Source organism: Ottowia oryzae (assembly GCF_003008535.1).
GTDB classification, from domain to species: Bacteria; Pseudomonadota; Gammaproteobacteria; order Burkholderiales; family Burkholderiaceae_C; genus Ottowia; species Ottowia oryzae.
The window spans coordinates 1,293,619-1,310,167 of sequence record NZ_CP027666.1; the positions used below are offsets into that span (position 1 = coordinate 1,293,619).

Below are 16,549 nucleotides of genomic sequence, written 5' to 3' on the forward strand. Positions count from 1 at the left end.
AGCCGGGCCAAGGCCCGGCTTCTTCATGCGCGTGTGCGCTCAGTGCGAAGACGCCTTGGACGCGCCCAGGCCCGTTTCCGACCGCACCTTCTGCGCCGGGTAGGCGGCGCGTTCGGCGGCGGCGTTGCGGCTCTTGTCGGTGATCGAGAAGAACCAGATGCCCAGGAAGCCGATGGCCATCGAGAACAGCGCCGGCGACGTGTACGGGAACAGCGCCGAGCCCTTCGGGTGGCCCAACGTGGCTTCCCACACCGAGGGCGACACGATGGTCAGCGCCACGGATGAGATCAACCCCAGGAAGCCGCCGATCACCGCGCCGCGCGTGGTGCAGTCTTTCCACAGCACCGACAGCAGGAGCACCGGGAAGTTGGCCGACGCCGCGATGGCGAACGCCAGCGACACCATGAAGGCGATGTTCTGCTTCTCGAACAGAATGCCCAGCGCCACGGCCACCACGCCCAGCGCCAGCGTGGTGATGCGCGAGACTTTCAGCTCTTTCGCGCTGTCGGCCTTGCCGTGTTTGAACACGGTGGCGTACAGGTCGTGGGACACGGCCGAAGCGCCCGACAGCGTCAGCCCGGCCACCACGGCCAGGATGGTCGCGAAGGCCACGGCCGAGATGAAGCCGTAGAACACGTTGCCGCCCACCGACTTGGCCACCAGCACCGCGGCCATGTTGGCCGTGCCCGCGCCACCGTGGATGATGCCCTTGGTGGTGTCGGCGAATTCGGGGTTGGTGAGCACCAGGGTAATCGCGCCAAAGCCGATGATGAAGATCACCACGTAGAAGTAGCCGATCCAGGTGGTCGCCCAGAACACGCTCTTGCGCGCTTCCTTGGCGTCGGGCACGGTGAAGAAGCGCATCAGGATGTGGGGCAGGCCCAGCGTGCCGAACATCAGCGCCATGCCGAAGCTGATGGCGGAGATCGGGTCCTTGATAAAGCCACCTGGGCCCATGATGGCCAGGCCCATCTTGGCGGCGGTGTCGGCATCGGCGCCGCCGTTGGCAGCGATCTGCGTGCGCACCTTCACGCCTTCGGCAAACAGCGCTTCGGGCGAGAAGCCATAGCGCGACATCACCATGAAGCCCATGAACGTGACGCCCGACAGCAGCAGCACCGCCTTGATGATCTGCACCCAGGTGGTGGCGGTCATGCCGCCAAACAGCACGTACACCATCATCAGCGCACCCACCAGCACCACGGCGATCCAGTAGTCCAGCCCGAACAGCAGCTTGATCAACTGGCCCGCGCCGACCATCTGCGCGATCAGGTAGAAGGCCACCACCACCAGCGTGCCGCTGGCCGCGAACGCGCGGATCGGCGCCTGCTGAAAGCGGTAGCCGGCCACGTCGGCAAACGTGAATTTACCCAGGTTGCGCAGGCGTTCGGCCAGCAGGAAGGTCAGGATCGGCCAGCCCACCAGGAAGCCGATGGAGTAGATCAGCCCGTCGTAGCCTGTCGCCATGACGGCGGCAGAAATACCCAGGAACGACGCCGCCGACATGTAGTCGCCCGCGATCGCCAGGCCGTTCTGAAAGCCGGTGATGCCGCCGCCCGCGGTGTAGAAGTCGGCCGCCGACTTGGTGCGCCCTGCGGCCCACTTGGTGATCCACAAGGTGGCCAGCACGAAGACCGTGAACATGATGATGGCCGTCCAGTTGGTCGGCTGCTTGGCAGCCTCGCCAACGTCGCCGCCCGCAGCGTGCGCGATGCCTGCCGCGCCCAGCGCCAAGCCCAGGCCGATCAGGTTTTTGGAGGTGAAACGGGCGCTCATTTCGTGGCGTCCTTCAGGATTTCGCGCGTCATCGCGTCGAACTCGGTGTTCGCGCGGCGCACGTAAAGCCCGGTGATGAGCACGGTGAACACGATCACGCCCAGCCCAATGGGAATACCCAGCGTCGTTACGCCGGCGCCCAGGGGCTTGGCCAGCAATTCCTTGTCGAACGCGATTAGGCCGATGTAGCCGTAATAGACGATCAGCATCAGGATCGTCAGCGTCCAGCCAAACCGGTTGCGTGTGCGCGTCAGCTGCTGGTATTTGGGATCGCGCTGGATCCTCTCGACCACGGGGTCGCTCATGTCTTGTCTCCTCTATGGATTTAACTGGTGGCGTTGGCACGCCACCGCTTCGGAACGGCCACATTCTGTGAACGGGCACTGACCAATCGCTTACGCTGGCGCGACGCCATCGCCTAGGTGTTGTTGGGCCGGCGCGGCGTGCCCAGACTGTTAACTTTTTCCTCAGGGTTTTCGAGCAGGCACGTGGTCAGCCGTGGCCGTTCTGGCCGCCCAAAGCGCCCCAAATTCCACATCGAAAAAACGCGCATCAGGGTTGCTACGGAGGTTGTCAGCTTTCAGAAAGTTGTCGTCACATGTCGCTGAAAGGGCTGTCAGAAAACGGTCAGGAAGCGCTTTGACAGTGCAGCGCGGGACACAGGAAGTTACGTGCCCGGCACACAGTGCATTGACAACAACAGGAGACAGCGCATGGCAAGTTCACAGGCCCCAAGGCCGATGACGGGCGAGGAGAAGAAAGTCATCTTCGCTTCGTCCCTCGGCACGGTTTTCGAGTGGTACGACTTTTACCTGTACGGTTCGCTGGCGGCGATCATCGCCAAGCAGTTCTTCGCCGGGCTGGACCCGACATCCGCCTTCATCTTTGCCTTGTTGGCGTTCGCTGCGGGCTTCATCGTGCGGCCGTTTGGCGCGCTCGTGTTCGGGCGGCTGGGCGACATGATCGGGCGCAAGTACACGTTCCTGGTGACCATCCTCATCATGGGCCTGTCCACCTTCATCGTGGGCGTGCTGCCCACCTATGCATCCATCGGCGTGCTGGCCCCCATCATCCTGATCGTGCTGCGCATGCTGCAGGGCCTGGCGCTGGGCGGTGAATACGGTGGCGCGGCGACGTATGTGGCCGAGCACGCGCCACATGGCAAGCGCGGCGCCTACACCTCGTGGATCCAGACCACGGCGACGCTTGGGCTTTTCCTGTCGTTGATCGTGATTCTGCTGGTGCGCAATGCGCTGGGCGAGGAAGAGTTCGCTTCGTGGGGCTGGCGGATTCCGTTCTTGGTGTCCATCCTGCTGCTGGGCGTCTCGGTGTGGATCCGGCTGTCGATGAACGAATCACCGGCCTTCCAGAAGATGAAGGCAGAGGGCAAGACGTCCAAGGCGCCGCTGACCGAATCGTTCGGCCAATGGAAAAACCTGAAGATCGTGCTGCTGGCGCTCTTCGGCCTGGTGGCTGGGCAGGCTGTGGTCTGGTACACGGGCCAGTTCTATGCGCTGTTCTTCCTGACCAGCGTGCTGAAGGTCGATGCGTCCGCTGCCAACATCATGATCGCCATCGCGCTGCTGATCGCCACGCCGTTCTTTGTCATCTTCGGTTCGCTGTCTGACAAGATCGGCCGCAAGCCCATCATCATGCTGGGCCTGCTGCTGGCGATGCTGACGTACTTCCCGCTGTTCAAGGCGCTGACCAACGCGGCCAACCCCGATCTGGCAGCGGCGCAAGCGGCCAACTCGGTCACGGTGACGGCCAACCCGGCGGAATGTTCGTTCGGCGGCAACCCGGTGGCGCGCGACATCGACTTCCGCACCTCTTGCGACATCGCCAAGCGCTACCTCGCGCAGCAGTCGGTGAGCTATGAGAACGCCGCAGGCACCGGCCCCGCAACGGTGAAGATTGGCGAGAAAGTCATCGCCGCGCCGACCGGCAATGTGGAAGGCGGCAAGTTCGACGCCACCAGCGCGGCCGCCATCGCCGCGTTCAAGAAGGAGGTCAGCGCCACGCTGAAGGCCGACGGCTACCCGGCCAAGGCCGACCCCGCCAAGGTCAACTGGCCGATCACCATCGCCATCCTGACGGTGCTGGTGATCTACGTGACCATGGTGTACGGCCCGATCGCCGCTGCGCTGGTGGAGATGTTCCCCACCCGCATCCGCTACACCTCGATGAGCCTGCCGTACCACATCGGCAACGGCTGGTTCGGCGGCATGCTGCCCACCATTTCGTTCGCGATGGTGGCGTCCAACGGCAACATGTACTACGGGCTCTGGTACCCCATCGTGATTGCCGCAGTCACCTTTGTCATCGGCGTGCTGTTCGTGCGCGAAACGAAGGACGTGGACATCTACGCGGAGTGATCCGGCCGCGCTAGCCGGGCAGGGCGCACCGCCCGTAAGCCCCGGCAGCGCCTCTGCCGCAGCCCTACAAGCCGCCAGTGCATCGCGCTGGCGGTTTTTTGTTGGGTGCAAACGGCCAAACTGCCGGGCTTTCTTGGCCCGGATAAGGTGCCTGCGACGGGCCGGAAGCGGCGCCGGTGCGGATGTAATGGAATGTCAGCGCCCCTTCGCTCGGGTAATACCCTCCTGGCCTGTCGGCCGGGCGCCCAGCGGGCAGAATGTTTGCCCCCGCTGCGTTCGCACCCGCACCAGAGACACCACGTATGACCACCGGCTCCATCCGCATTCGCGGCGCCCGCCAGCACAACCTCAAGAACCTCGACATCGACTTCCGCACGGGCGAGATGACGGTGGTCACCGGCCCCAGCGGCTCGGGCAAGTCCAGCCTGGTGTTCGACACGCTGTACGCCGAAGGCCAGCGCCGCTATGTCGAGACCTTCAGCGCCTACGCGCGCCAGTTTCTGGACCGCATGGACAAGCCCGCGGTGGACAAGGTCGAAGGCGTGCCGCCCGCCATCGCCATCGACCAGACCAATCCGGTGCGCAGCTCGCGCTCCACCGTCGGCACGATGACCGAGCTGAACGACCACCTCAAGCTGCTGTTCGCCCGCGCCGGCCAGCTGTTCGACAGCCAGACCGCGCTGCCCGTGCGGCACGACTCGCCCGACAGCATCTACGCCGAGTTGAGGCAGCGCGTGGCCAGCCTGGCCCCCGTGGCCGGTGCGGCGGCCAGTGATCCGCGCGTGGTGCTGACCTTTGCGGTGGAGTTGCCCGCCACCGCCAGCGCCGACGACGTGGCGCAGTGGCTGTCGGCCGCGGGCTTCACGCGCGTGCAGGCCGAGCGGACCGAGGGTGACAAGAAAGTGCTGGACGTGGTGGCCGACCGCTTCCGCCTGGGCAGCGCCGAGCGCGCGCGCGTGGTTGAGGCGATCGAGGTGGCCCTCAAACGCGGCAGCGGGCGCCTGACGGCCTATGTGCTGCCGGACGAGGCTGGACAGCGCCCCGCCGCCGGGCCGTCCCAAGGTGGGGCAGCCCCCTCGGGGGGCAGCGAACCAGGCGCAGCCGGGAGCGTGGGGGCGCCACGCCCCGCCGCCGGGCCGTCCCAAGGTGGGGCAGCCCCCTCGGGGGGCAGCGAACCAGGCGCAGCCGGGAGCGTGGGGGCTCCATTCATTTGGAGGTTCTCTACAGGCCTGCACTGCCCCGAAAGCGATCTGCGCTACCACGAGCCGATCCCGTCGATGTTCTCGTTCAACTCGCCCGTGGGCGCGTGCGAAACCTGCCGGGGCTTTGGCCGCGTCATCGGCGTGGACTGGGGCCTGGTGATTCCGGATGAGCGCCTGACCTTGCGCGCGGGCGCCATCAAGCCCATCCAGACACCCGCCTGGAAGGAATGCCAGGACGACTTGATGCGCCACGCCGAAAGCGCCGGCATCCCGCGCGATACGCCCTGGAACAAGCTCACTGCCGAGCAAAAGGCCTGGGTGATCGAAGGCACGCCCAACTACAAAGAAGGCAACTGGAACAAGCAGTGGTACGGCATCCGCCGCTTCTTCCAGTACCTGGAAAGCAAGGCCTACAAGATGCACATCCGGGTGCTGCTGTCCAAGTACCGCAGCTACACCCCGTGTCCGGTGTGCGCAGGCGCGCGGCTGAAAACCGAATCGCTGCTGTGGCGCGTGGGCAGCCGCGCCGATGCGGATGCGGTGTTGGCAGGCGCCACCACCCGGTTCATGCCCCAGGGCGTAGCCTGGACGCGCGAGCAGCTCGACGCGCTGCCTGGCCTGTGCCTGCACGACCTGATGCTGCTGCCCATCGACCGCCTACGGCAGTTCTTCGATCGCCTGTCTGCTTCAGAAAACATAGCTGCCGGCGCTGATGGTGCGGGCGCTGAAGGCCGATTGGATTCAGATTCTGCCGACGCCAAGGCGCTCAAGCTGATCCTGGAAGAAATCACCACCCGCATCCGCTACCTGTGCGACGTGGGCATTGGCTACCTCACGCTCGACCGGCAAAGCCGCACGCTGAGCGGCGGCGAGGTCCAGCGCATCAACCTCACCACCGCACTCGGCACCAGCCTGGTCAATACGCTGTTCGTACTGGACGAGCCCAGCATCGGCCTGCACCCGCGCGACATGGACCGCATCACCGAAGCCATGCAGCGCCTGAAACGGGCGGGCAACACGCTGGTGGTGGTCGAGCACGACCCGGCAGTCATGCTGGCCGCCGACCGCGTGCTGGATTTCGGCCCGGGGCCTGGCGCTGCGGGCGGCCGTATCGTGTTCGACGGCACGCCCGCCGAACTGCGCCGCGCCGACACGCTGACCGGTGCCTACCTGGGCGGGCGTCGCACCATCGGCAGCGGCAGCGCCCGCCCGGTGGCCGACAACACCCCGCGCCTGATCCTGGAAGGCGCCAGCGCACACAACCTGCGCCACGTCGACGTGGCCTTTCCGCTGCAGCGCCTGGTCACGGTGACGGGCGTTTCGGGCTCGGGCAAGTCTTCGCTGATCCAGGACGTACTGGCGCCCGCGCTGCTGCGCCACTTTGGCCGCGCTACCGAAACACCCGGCGCGCACGACCGGCTGCTGGGCACCGACTATTTGAGTGACGTGGTGTTCGTCGACCAGTCGCCCATCGGCAAGACGGCACGGTCCAACCCCGTCAGCTACGTGGGCGCGTGGGACCCGATCCGCAGCCTGTTCGCCAACGCGCCGCTGTCGCGCCAGCGCGGCTACACCTCGGCCAAGTTCAGCTTCAACAGCGGCGACGGGCGCTGCCCCACCTGCGGCGGCTCGGGCTTCGAGCACGTCGAGATGCAGTTCCTCAGCGACGTGTACCTGCGTTGCCCCGACTGCGACGGCAAGCGCTACCGCCCCGAGATTCTGGAAGTGCGCATCGAACGCCAGGCCGTGGGCGCGCCCGAATACCAGCGCGCGCGCCACCTGAACGTGGCCGACGTGCTGGACCTCACCGTCGCCGAAGCCGTGCAGCTGTTCGCGCACGACCGCGAGGTGATTCGCGCGCTGCAGCCCATCGTCGATGTCGGCCTGGACTACGTGAAGCTGGGCCAGCCCGTGCCCACGCTGAGTGGCGGCGAGGCGCAGCGGCTGAAGCTGGCGGGCTTCCTGGCCGACGCAGCCAAGTCGCAGACCGCCAGCCGCCAGCCCGCTGCGCGCAAGGGCACGCTGTTCCTGTTTGACGAGCCCACCACCGGCCTGCACTTTGACGACATCGCCAAGCTGATGCGTGCCTTCCGCAAGCTGCTGGATGCGGGGCATTCGCTGATCGTGATCGAGCACAACCTGGACGTGATGCGCGCCAGCGACTGGCTGATCGACCTGGGCCCCGAAGGCGGCGAGGGCGGTGGCACCGTGGTGGCCCAAGGCACGCCCGCCGAGGTGGCGCTGCACCCCACGTCGCACACCGGCGCGGCCCTGCGCGCGTACGCCCAGGCGCTGGGCGAGGGCAGCGCGCTGGACTTGCGCGAACCCGAGGTGCTATATAAAACAGAGCTGCTGGCGCAGATGGGGCGTGCGCCAGAGGCTAAAAATGCCATTGAGATCGTCCACGCGCGCGAGCACAACCTGAAGAACCTCAGCGTGGACATTCCGCGCGGCAAGTTCAACGTGATCACCGGCGTCAGCGGATCGGGCAAATCCACGCTGGCGTTCGACATCCTCTTCAACGAAGGGCAGCGCCGCTACCTGGAAAGCCTGAACGCCTACGCGCGCAGCATCGTGCAACCGGCGGGGCGGCCCGAGGTGGATGCGGTGTACGGCATTCCACCCACGGTGGCGATCGAGCAGCGCCTGTCGCGCGGCGGCCGCAAGAGCACGGTGGGCACCACCACCGAGGTGTGGCATTTCTTGCGCCTGCTGTACGTCAAGCTGGGCGTGCAGCACTGCGTGCACGACGACGCGCCGGTGCAGCCGCAAACGCCCGACCGCATTGCCGCGCAGATCCTGTCGCGCTACAAAGGCCAGGTCATCGGGCTGCTGGCGCCGCTGGTGGTGGGGCGCAAGGGCGTGTATACCGAGCTGGCCGACTGGGCGCGCCCGCGCGGCTTTACCCACCTGCGGGTGGATGGCGACTTTCTGCCCACCACGGGCTTCCCGCGCATCGACCGCTTCAAAGAGCACACGATCGAGCTGCCGGTGATGAGCCTGACGGTGTCGCCCGGCAACGAGGCGCAGCTGCGCGAATCGCTGACGCGCGCGCTGGAGCACGGCAAAGGCGTGGTGCACGTGCTGAGCGACATCACCGGCCTGCGCCACGCCATGGACACGGGCGCGTCCACCGCGCAGATTGGCAAGGTGGAGGTGTTTTCCACCAAGCGCGCCTGCCCGATCTGCGCCACCAGCTATGCCGAGCTGGACCCGCGCCTGTTCAGCTACAACAGCAAGCACGGCTGGTGCCCCGACTGCGTGGGCACGGGCGTCAAGCTGACCCGTGACCAGCGCAAGGCGCTGGACGATTCGGTGCTGGCGGCCGACCAGAAAGGGCGCGAGCAGACCTTCGCCGAACCCGATGTGGAGGACGTGGGCCACGCCGTCTGCCCCACCTGCCAGGGCACGCGCCTGAACCCGATTGCGCGCCACGTGCGGCTGGAGCCGGGCCACGTCGATGGCGTGGCCATCACCGACCTGGCGCGCCTGTCGGTGCACGACTTGCGCACCTGGTTTGACGGCCTGGCGCTGCAGGGGCGTGATGCTGACATTGCGCGCGACCTACTGCCCGAGATCAAGAGCCGGCTGGAATTCCTCGAGCAGGTGGGCCTGGGCTACCTCACGCTGGACCGCGGCGCGCCCACCCTCAGTGGCGGTGAGGCGCAGCGCATCCGCCTGGCGGCGCAGCTGGGCAGCAACCTGCAGGGCGTGTGCTACGTGCTGGACGAGCCGACCATCGGCCTGCACGCGCGCGACAACCGCATCCTGCTGGACGCGCTGCACACGCTGTCCAGCAAAGGCAACACGCTGGTGGTGGTGGAGCACGACGAAGACACCATCCGCCGCGCAGAACACGTGATCGACATCGGCCCTGGCGCGGGCGTGCGCGGTGGCCATCTGGTGGCCGAAGGCACCGTCGCCGACGTAGAGGCCGCGCCCGACTCGGCCACCGGCCGCTACCTGCGCCACGCCATGCGCCACCCGATGCATGCACGCAGACCCGTTGAAGCAGACGGGCCGTGGCTCAAGCTGCGCGGCGCCTACCTGCACAACCTGAAGGACGTGGATGTGGATGTGCCGCTCAAGCGCCTGGTGGCGGTGACGGGCGTGTCCGGCTCAGGCAAATCCACCCTGGCGCGCGACGTGCTGCTGGCCAGCGTGCAGCGCTTCGTGCGGCAGGAAATGAAAGGAAAAAAGGCCGCCAGCGCAAGCGCAACCAGCGTCGGCAGCTATGAAATCAATAGTCATGGCCTGATTGGCTGCACCGGCCTGGAAGGCTTTGGCCAGATCGACCGCGTGCTGGAGGTGGACCAGACGCCCATCGGCAAAACGCCGCGCAGCTGCCCAGCCACCTACATCGGTTTCTGGGACACGGTGCGCAAGCTGTTTGCCGACACGCTCGAAGCCAAGGCGCGCGGCTACGGGCCGGGTCGCTTCAGTTTCAACACCGGCGAAGGCCGTTGCCCATCGTGCGAAGGGCAGGGCGTGCGCACGATCGAGATGAGCTTTCTGCCCGACGTGAAGGTGCCGTGCGAGGTGTGCCACGGCGCGCGCTTCAACCCCGAGACGCTGGCCGTTACCTGGCGCGGCAAGAACGTGGGCGACGTGCTGCAGATGGAGGTGGACGACGCGGTGGACTTCTTCGCCAGCATGCCCGCCATCAGCCATCCGCTGCAGCTGCTCAAAGACGTGGGCCTGGGCTACCTGACGCTGGGCCAGCCCAGCCCCACGCTCTCTGGCGGCGAGGCGCAGCGCATCAAGCTGGTGACCGAACTCAGCAAGGTGCGCGACGACATCACCCGCCGTGGCCAGAAGGCACCGCACACCCTGTACGTGCTGGACGAGCCCACGGTGGGCCTGCACATGCAGGACGTGGAAAAACTCATCCACGTGCTGCACCGCCTGGTGGACGGCGGCCACAGCGTGGTAGTGATCGAACACGACCTGGATCTGATCGCCGAGGCCGACTGGATCATCGACATGGGCCCCGAAGGCGGCGAAGGCGGTGGCCGCCTGGTGGCCGCAGGCACGCCGGAAGACGTGGTGCGCGCCGGCACGCACACGGGCGTGGCGCTGGCGCCGGTGCTGGCGCGCGGCTGAGCGGGCAACGCCTTGGAGCCCGCCCTGCGCCTTGCGCCCACAGGGGCGGGCGTATCAGGCTTGGCAAGCTAGCGCTTGGTCACGGTGGCCGCCAAGCCGACTCGTTTCAATCAAGCAGTCAGGCGTGGGCGATGCGGCGCCCGGGCGTGGTTCCGGACGGCGTGGCGTGGGCGCTCTGGCCAAGGGGTTGCAAGGCTTTCGGCCCGCCCGTCGTCATCGAGAACGAGCCCGGCGCACGCGCGCCCTATCGCGCGCGCCAGCCTTGCAGACCGCCGCGCACGATGGCTACACCAGGCGGACGGTCGCGCCGGGCGTCTTCCGCGTGCCGTGCGCCGTGCGCCGCGCGCCTGGCGTCCCCCGCCTGTCAAGCACATCCACGGCGTGAGGCACAACACCAGCTGCGCGTTCGGCGTGCGGGTGTCCGCCCATCCGCCCTTCAAGGCGCGGGCGTAGCTGGTGGCCTGGGCCAAGGCCAACACGGGCGAGCGGGCCTAAGGCTACCCCGGCGCGGTGACCGCGCGCCGCCGGCTGCGCCGCAACACCCGCCGCAGCCGCTTTGAGCCGCCTGCGACGCAGTCCGCACGCAGAGCCCGGTACAGTGGCGCCCTTTGGCCTGCGCAGCATTCGCGCCGGCCCGAACTGAGGGAGCACCTGTGAACAAGAATTTGGGCCGCGCGTTGGCGGTAGTGGCTGCGCTGGGCGTGCTGTATGCGGGCACCAGCATGTGGCTGGGCAAACGTGTGGAAGCGCGCTACACCACGCTGCTGGATCGGCTGGAAAGCCAGCTGGGCGCCGACAAGGTGGCCGAACGGCACTATGACAGAGGCGTGTTTGGCGCCACCAGCACGGTGGTGCTGCAGTTTCGCGTGTCTGACAGCGTGCCTGAGCCGGGCGAGGCGCCTTCGCCATCGGAAGGCGCCGACGCAGGCGCCGCGCCGCACGCCGATGCCGCATCGGGCGCCGAAGCCGCAGCATCCGCCCCGGGCGATGCGGCCTCGGCGGCCGTTGGCGCGGCGACCGCGCAGAAGCTCGCGCAGACCGGCGGCCACGCTGGCAACACGGTGCGCATTACCCTGCGCGACGACATCCGCCATGGCCCGCTGGCCGGCTGGCGCCCCGGCGCCGCCCGCATTCGCACGCAGGTCGTCAGTGTGGAAGGCATCGGCGATGAAACGCGCAAGCTGTTCGCTAAAGCCAGAGCGCCGGAGTTCGTCACCTACGTCGGTTTTGGCGGGGGGTACGACGGCCGCATGAGCCTGCCCGCGGGCGAGATGGCGGACCCGCAACGCCCCGCCAGCCGGGCGCAGTGGCAGGCGGCGGAATACGACTACCGCGTCAACGCGGATGCCACCCACGTCAGCGGCGCACTGCGCTGGCCGCAACTGGACTTCCATGCCGAGGGGCCCGCCGATCAGAGCGCCGACGCCGCTGAAGAGGAAAGCGCCGACGCCGCTGCCCCAGCCACCCAGGCCCCGGCACCGGGCCAACCCACGACAGCTGTAGAGATCGCCCTCAAGGGCCTGTCGATGCGCTTTGACTACCGTGAGGTGGCCGGCCAATGGCTGATGGCGCCCGGCAAGGCAGACGGGCAGATCGACGAGCTCACCTTCGCGCACCGCGGCGAAGCACAAACTGCGCTTCAACCCGCCCTGGCGATGAAGGGCCTGCGCTTCGACGCCGAAACCGTGGACAACGGCGGGCTGCTGGATACGGTGGTTCGCGCCGCGGGCGCCGGCAGTCTGGCCGGCGCCGAATTCAAGGAGTTGCGCTACGAAAGCCGGGTTACGCGCATCGACGCGCAGGCGTTGGCCACCGCGCAGCGGATGCTGATGGCCTTCATGAAGGCGGATGCGGGCAAGCCCGCACCCGACAACGAGGCGCAGATGCAGGCGATGATCGAGCGCTTCTTGAGCGCCAAGCCGACTTACAGCGACCGCTACAGCGCCACCGCCAACGACGGGCAGAAGGGCGAGTTTGGCTACAGCCTGGTGGTGGGCGACCTACCGGCTACGGCAGCGGCGCTGCCACCGGATATCCCGTGGGCGGTTCGCGCGATGCAGCGCCTGCAGGTGAAGGCCGATCTGCGCCTGCCCAAGTCTTTTGGCCCCGCCGTGGCCGGCATGCTGAACTCACCCGGCGTCACGGCGGCGGAGCTGACCCAGATGGCCGACGAATTTGTGCGCCGCGGCTGGTTGAAGCAAGACGGTGAGGTCTGGACCGGCAGCGCCGAATACGCCCAGGGCGCTTTGCAGGTCAACGGCCAGCCGTTTTCGCTGGCGCAGCTGTTGATGGGCGGCGGTGGGCCGGAAGCCGGCGCCGCCGAGGAAGACGACAGCACCGTGGACGGTGTCGCTGGGCCTGGCCCTCAGTCGACGCCCGCGCGGTAAGGCGTTGATGCTTGCGCGCAACGCGCGGCGAACCCTTTAGCTTTACAGCGTGGCGTCCGCGCTTTCGAGCCTCTGGACGTGCCCAATGCTCGACCGCTATTCTGAGAGATTGATTGGAATCGAGGTCGAGCGTGAGAGAGAGAACCATTGAGCGGCTGCAACGCCTGAGTGTCCTGTTGGTAAGCGGTGCGGCCCTGGCCGCTTGCGGAGGCGGTGGCGGCGACGCATCGCCCGCACCGGCGCCCGCGCCGGCCCCAACGCCCGTGTCTCCCTCGGCGCCTGTGTCACCGCCAGCCAATTCGCCCGAATACAGGCCGACGCGCCCACCGGCACCGGCACCTGCGCCCGCACCGACTCCTGCGCCGTCACCGGCACCAGCACCGGCGCCCAGCACTTCCGCGACGGTGGGTTCCATCGACATGGTGCAGTCGCACATCTTCCCGGTCACCGACACCCTGCTCAAGGTGGTGGCCAACAAAGCCTTGCTGGTGAAGGTGAATGTCACCAACGCGGTGAGCCAGGCGGTGCCGGACGCCACGCTGAACGTGCTGGACGACCAGGGCGCTTTGCAATTGACCGTGGCGCTCACCAAGCCCGCTTCGTTGCCGACCAGCATGCCGAATCGCCCGGACTTCGCGCTGGCGTACACGGCTCTTGTGCCTGCAAACCTCGTCAAGCCCGGCATGGCGCTGTCGGTGGCGATTTCTGGTGGCGCGGCGGCCACGGTGGTCAAACCGGTGGTTCAGCTGGCACCCGCCATCAAGATCGTGGGCGTACCGGTTCGGCACAGCGATGGCGGCGACGCGACGCCATTGCCCGTGAGTGCGGCCTCGCAACTGCTCGATCGCTACCCCGTCAGTGGCGTGACGTACACCGTGCGTTCGACACCCATCAACTTGGGCAAACCCAACGCGGAAGTCAACAACCCGGACAACCGGGACGTGTTCAAAGAAGCGATGAATGCAGTGGGCGAAGCCCGCAATACAGACCTCAAGGATCAACCCGATACCTTCTACTACGGCTTCGTCTACTGGGCGGCGTACGGTGGCGTGGGCGTGGGTACCCTTGGCGGTCGCATGGCTGCTGGGTGGGACCGCCATGGCGACCCCGCTCTGGCCGAAGGTGTGCGCGACACCTGGATTCATGAAACGGGGCACAACTTCGGCCTGGGCCATGCGCCCACGGAGTCTGAGCCTGCCTCCGCAGAGTACCCGTACGCCGGGGGCTTGATGGGCAATTCGTCGCGCGCCATCTGGACGTACCTCATGTCCGAAGGCACTGCGCAGACCTTGCGTGATCCGCTGCAAACGCGCGACGTGATGAGTTACAGCGGCCCAAGCTATGGGCGGTTCTCTGACCACAATTACATGCTCGCGTTCGAGGCGCTGCGCGCCAGCATCCTCAAATCGGCGCCGGCCAGCAAGACCAGTGCAGCGCCGTCCGAGATGCTGCTGTTGTCTGGCGAGCTGGCGGCCAATGGCACCGTGCGTTGGCGTCCTGCACGGCAATACCTCGGCACGTACAACGCCCCCAGCACTGCCAGCCACAGCCTGCGTGTCACCTACGCGAACGGCAGCGTGCGCAGCTACCCGGTGGCGCTGGAGCGTTACAGCGATGGCTCGGGCGGCCAAGTCTTCATGCAAGGGGTGCCCTACAGCGCGGGGGCAGCGCAAATTGAGCTCCTCTCAGCCAATGGCCGCCAGATCGCCACGCTGGGTGACGCCAGCGGCACGCGCAGTGCGCAGGCCAAAGATGCGCCGCCACAGCTGCAAGAGCGCGAAAGCGGGGGCAGACTGGCCGTCACGTGGAACGCCGCGCGTTACCGGTACCTCACCATCTCGCACGTGTCGGGCACCGAACGCACCACCCTTGCTGTCAACCACGAAGGCGGCGGTACCGAGATGGACGTGCGAACGCTGCCCGCAGGCGGCGCTTACGAGTTCGCACTTTCGGATGGCCTCAACAGCTTGCGCCTGACGCGCCCACGTTGAGCGTGTGTCGCTGCCTCGCCCGCCGCGTGGCGCCGGGCGAGGGCGACTCGCCCGCCGCGTCCATCATGGCGTCTGCGGGGGCGCTGGCTGGGACAGTGAACGGGGGTCCGCAAGTCCGACGCATCAAGCTCGTGACAGGGGCCTAAAGCACGGGCCGCTCGGGACTGAAGTTCTTGCTGGGCCGGTTCGCGATTTCCTGGCGGCACAGGCCAAATGGCGAGATCGGCCGCAGGTGCCGTTGTGACCGTTTGCGCTTCAACCCATCGCCAGTCCGTCACCGGCTTCCTGACTCGTGAGCGGGCTTGCCTGGGCATGACGCCCCGACGACGCGAACCGCTCAGTGGCGCTCAGGCGCCCGCCCGCTGCGCCAGTAACGCTCGCGCCATCTCGGCAAAACCCGCGCCCCGCTCACTGGGCGTGACGTAGTGCGGCAGGTGGCGCAGGCGGTCGGCGAAGCGCGCGATATTGGCCACGCCCACGCTGTTCGTGAAATGCTCGAACATGGTCTGGTCGTTGGTCGAGTCGCCAATGAACACCCAGCGCTGTTGCTGCGCATGCAGGTCGTTCACGCCCAACAAGGTGCGCGCGATCCAGCACGCGCCTTGCCACTTGTTGTGGTCGCCCAGCCAGCCGTTGATGTGGATGCTGCTCACGGTGGCGTGCAGGCCTTCGGCACGCATCAGGGCCACCACTTGCGCGATTTGCGCCTCGCTCAGGTGGGTGAATTCGCTGTGGTCGATGGCGATGTCGGTCTCGCGCCCCGGCGAATCCTGCGCCAGTTGCGCGCCCGGCACTTCGCGCAGGATGCGGGCGGCCACGTGCTTTAGGTGCGCGAAGTGGCGCTGCCGGGTCTCAGCGTCGTATTGATACAGTTTTGATAGCTGCTCGCGCTGGTGGGGCGGGCGCTGGAGGCTGTTTTGACTATTGATTGCGTCCGCTGCACCGGTCGGACCGTGCGGGCCGATGAGCGCCACCGCGCCGTTCTCTGCCACGATGGCGTCCATCGGCCAGCTGAGCGCGAAGGGCTCGCTCCAGCCCACCGGGCGGCCGGTGACGGCGATCACGCGCACGCCGCCATCGCGCAGGGCCTGCAGGGCGGCCAGCGCGTCGGGCGTGATGGCGCCCTCGGTGGTCAGCGTGTCGTCGATGTCGGTGAACACGCCGCCCACATCGCGCCACGCGCCGGGCGCCAGCGCGGCCAGCGGCTGCATGAACGGGCCTGCCACCGGTCAGATCTGCGTGTTGGGAACAGGGCGCGGGCGGCCGTGGTCGTCGATGGCCACGTAGGTCATGCGCGCCTCGGTCACTTTGATGTAGGTGCCCTGGTTGGCAAAGCGCTCGGCGTAGACACCCACGTTCACCGTCATCGACGTGCGGCCAATGCGTTCCATCTTGGCGAAGAACGAGAGGATGTCGCCCACGCGCACTGGCTGCTTGAAGATGAATTCGTTCACCGCCACGGTGGCCATGCGGCCTTGCGCGTAGCGCGCGGGCAGCACCGAGCCGGCCAGATCCATCTGCGCCATCACCCAGCCGCCGAAGATGTCGCCATTGGCGTTGGCATCGCCTGGCAGCGGGATGACTTTGAGCACCAGGACGTGGTCAACCGGCAACTCTTCGGGCGGGGCGATCACGGGCGCGGTGTTGGGCGGCCTGAGCAGGGTGGATGCGTCACGGGACAGATGGGACATGGGCACAATCGACAGCTTCTGTGA

The 16,549-nt window shown here is 67.2% G+C and carries 8 protein-coding genes; 4 read left to right on the forward strand and 4 right to left on the reverse strand.

Annotation, left to right across the window (positions count from 1 at the left end; all coding sequences use genetic code 11):
• Window positions 1-39 precede the first annotated feature (39 nt).
• Together C6570_RS06155 and C6570_RS06160 are read right to left on the reverse strand one after the other, a co-directional pair.
• Window positions 40-1,776 (reverse strand): cation acetate symporter, encoded by a 1,737-nt coding sequence (locus C6570_RS06155; protein ID WP_106702434.1) that lies wholly within the window; start codon window positions 1,774-1,776, stop codon window positions 40-42.
• Window positions 1,773-2,081 (reverse strand): DUF485 domain-containing protein, encoded by a 309-nt coding sequence (locus C6570_RS06160; protein WP_106702435.1) that lies wholly within the window; start codon window positions 2,079-2,081, stop codon window positions 1,773-1,775. Before C6570_RS06160 ends, C6570_RS06155 begins: the two co-directional genes overlap by 4 nt.
• 408 nt (window positions 2,082-2,489) lie before the next feature.
• Between C6570_RS06160 and C6570_RS06165 the strand changes: the two genes are divergently transcribed.
• From C6570_RS06165 to C6570_RS06185, 4 genes are all read left to right on the forward strand, one after another.
• Window positions 2,490-4,151, forward strand: a complete 1,662-nt coding sequence (locus C6570_RS06165) for an MFS transporter (protein WP_211297652.1) — start codon at window positions 2,490-2,492, stop codon at window positions 4,149-4,151.
• A gap of 257 nt (window positions 4,152-4,408) precedes the next feature.
• Window positions 4,409-10,456, forward strand: coding sequence for an excinuclease ABC subunit UvrA (gene uvrA, locus C6570_RS06170; protein ID WP_425437909.1), 6,048 nt, complete (start codon window positions 4,409-4,411; stop codon window positions 10,454-10,456).
• A gap of 653 nt (window positions 10,457-11,109) precedes the next feature.
• Window positions 11,110-12,843 carry a YdgA family protein gene (locus tag C6570_RS06175; protein ID WP_164675498.1) on the forward strand — a complete coding sequence of 578 codons (1,734 nt, stop codon included), beginning with the start codon at window positions 11,110-11,112 and terminating at the stop codon, window positions 12,841-12,843.
• Window positions 12,844-13,247: 404 nt separating this feature from the next.
• Window positions 13,248-14,834, forward strand: a complete 1,587-nt coding sequence (locus tag C6570_RS06185) for a M66 family metalloprotease (RefSeq protein ID WP_123812229.1) — start codon at window positions 13,248-13,250, stop codon at window positions 14,832-14,834.
• Window positions 14,835-15,181: 347 nt separating this feature from the next.
• Here the strand turns inward: C6570_RS06185 and C6570_RS06190 are convergent, their stop codons facing one another.
• Both C6570_RS06190 and C6570_RS06195 read right to left on the reverse strand, forming a co-directional pair.
• The gene (locus tag C6570_RS06190) at window positions 15,182-16,045 is read right to left on the reverse strand and encodes an HAD family hydrolase (RefSeq protein ID WP_106702440.1); all 864 of its coding nucleotides are present in this window, start codon (window positions 16,043-16,045) and stop codon (window positions 15,182-15,184) included.
• A gap of 18 nt (window positions 16,046-16,063) precedes the next feature.
• Window positions 16,064-16,525 (reverse strand): acyl-CoA thioesterase, encoded by a 462-nt coding sequence (locus C6570_RS06195; protein ID WP_106702441.1) that lies wholly within the window; start codon window positions 16,523-16,525, stop codon window positions 16,064-16,066.
• Window positions 16,526-16,549 lie beyond the last annotated feature (24 nt).

Coding starts and splice junctions, on each gene's coding strand:
- C6570_RS06155 (WP_106702434.1), bottom strand. CDS start 1,776: ATGAGCGCCCGTTTCACCTCCAAAAACCTGATCGGCCTGGGCTTGGCG.
- uvrA (WP_425437909.1), top strand. CDS start 4,409: ATGTTTGCCCCCGCTGCGTTCGCACCCGCACCAGAGACACCACGTATG.
- C6570_RS06160 (WP_106702435.1), bottom strand. CDS start 2,081: ATGAGCGACCCCGTGGTCGAGAGGATCCAGCGCGATCCCAAATACCAG.
- C6570_RS06190 (WP_106702440.1), bottom strand. CDS start 16,045: ATGCAGCCGCTGGCCGCGCTGGCGCCCGGCGCGTGGCGCGATGTGGGC.
- C6570_RS06165 (WP_211297652.1), top strand. CDS start 2,490: ATGGCAAGTTCACAGGCCCCAAGGCCGATGACGGGCGAGGAGAAGAAA.
- C6570_RS06195 (WP_106702441.1), bottom strand. CDS start 16,525: ATGTCCCATCTGTCCCGTGACGCATCCACCCTGCTCAGGCCGCCCAAC.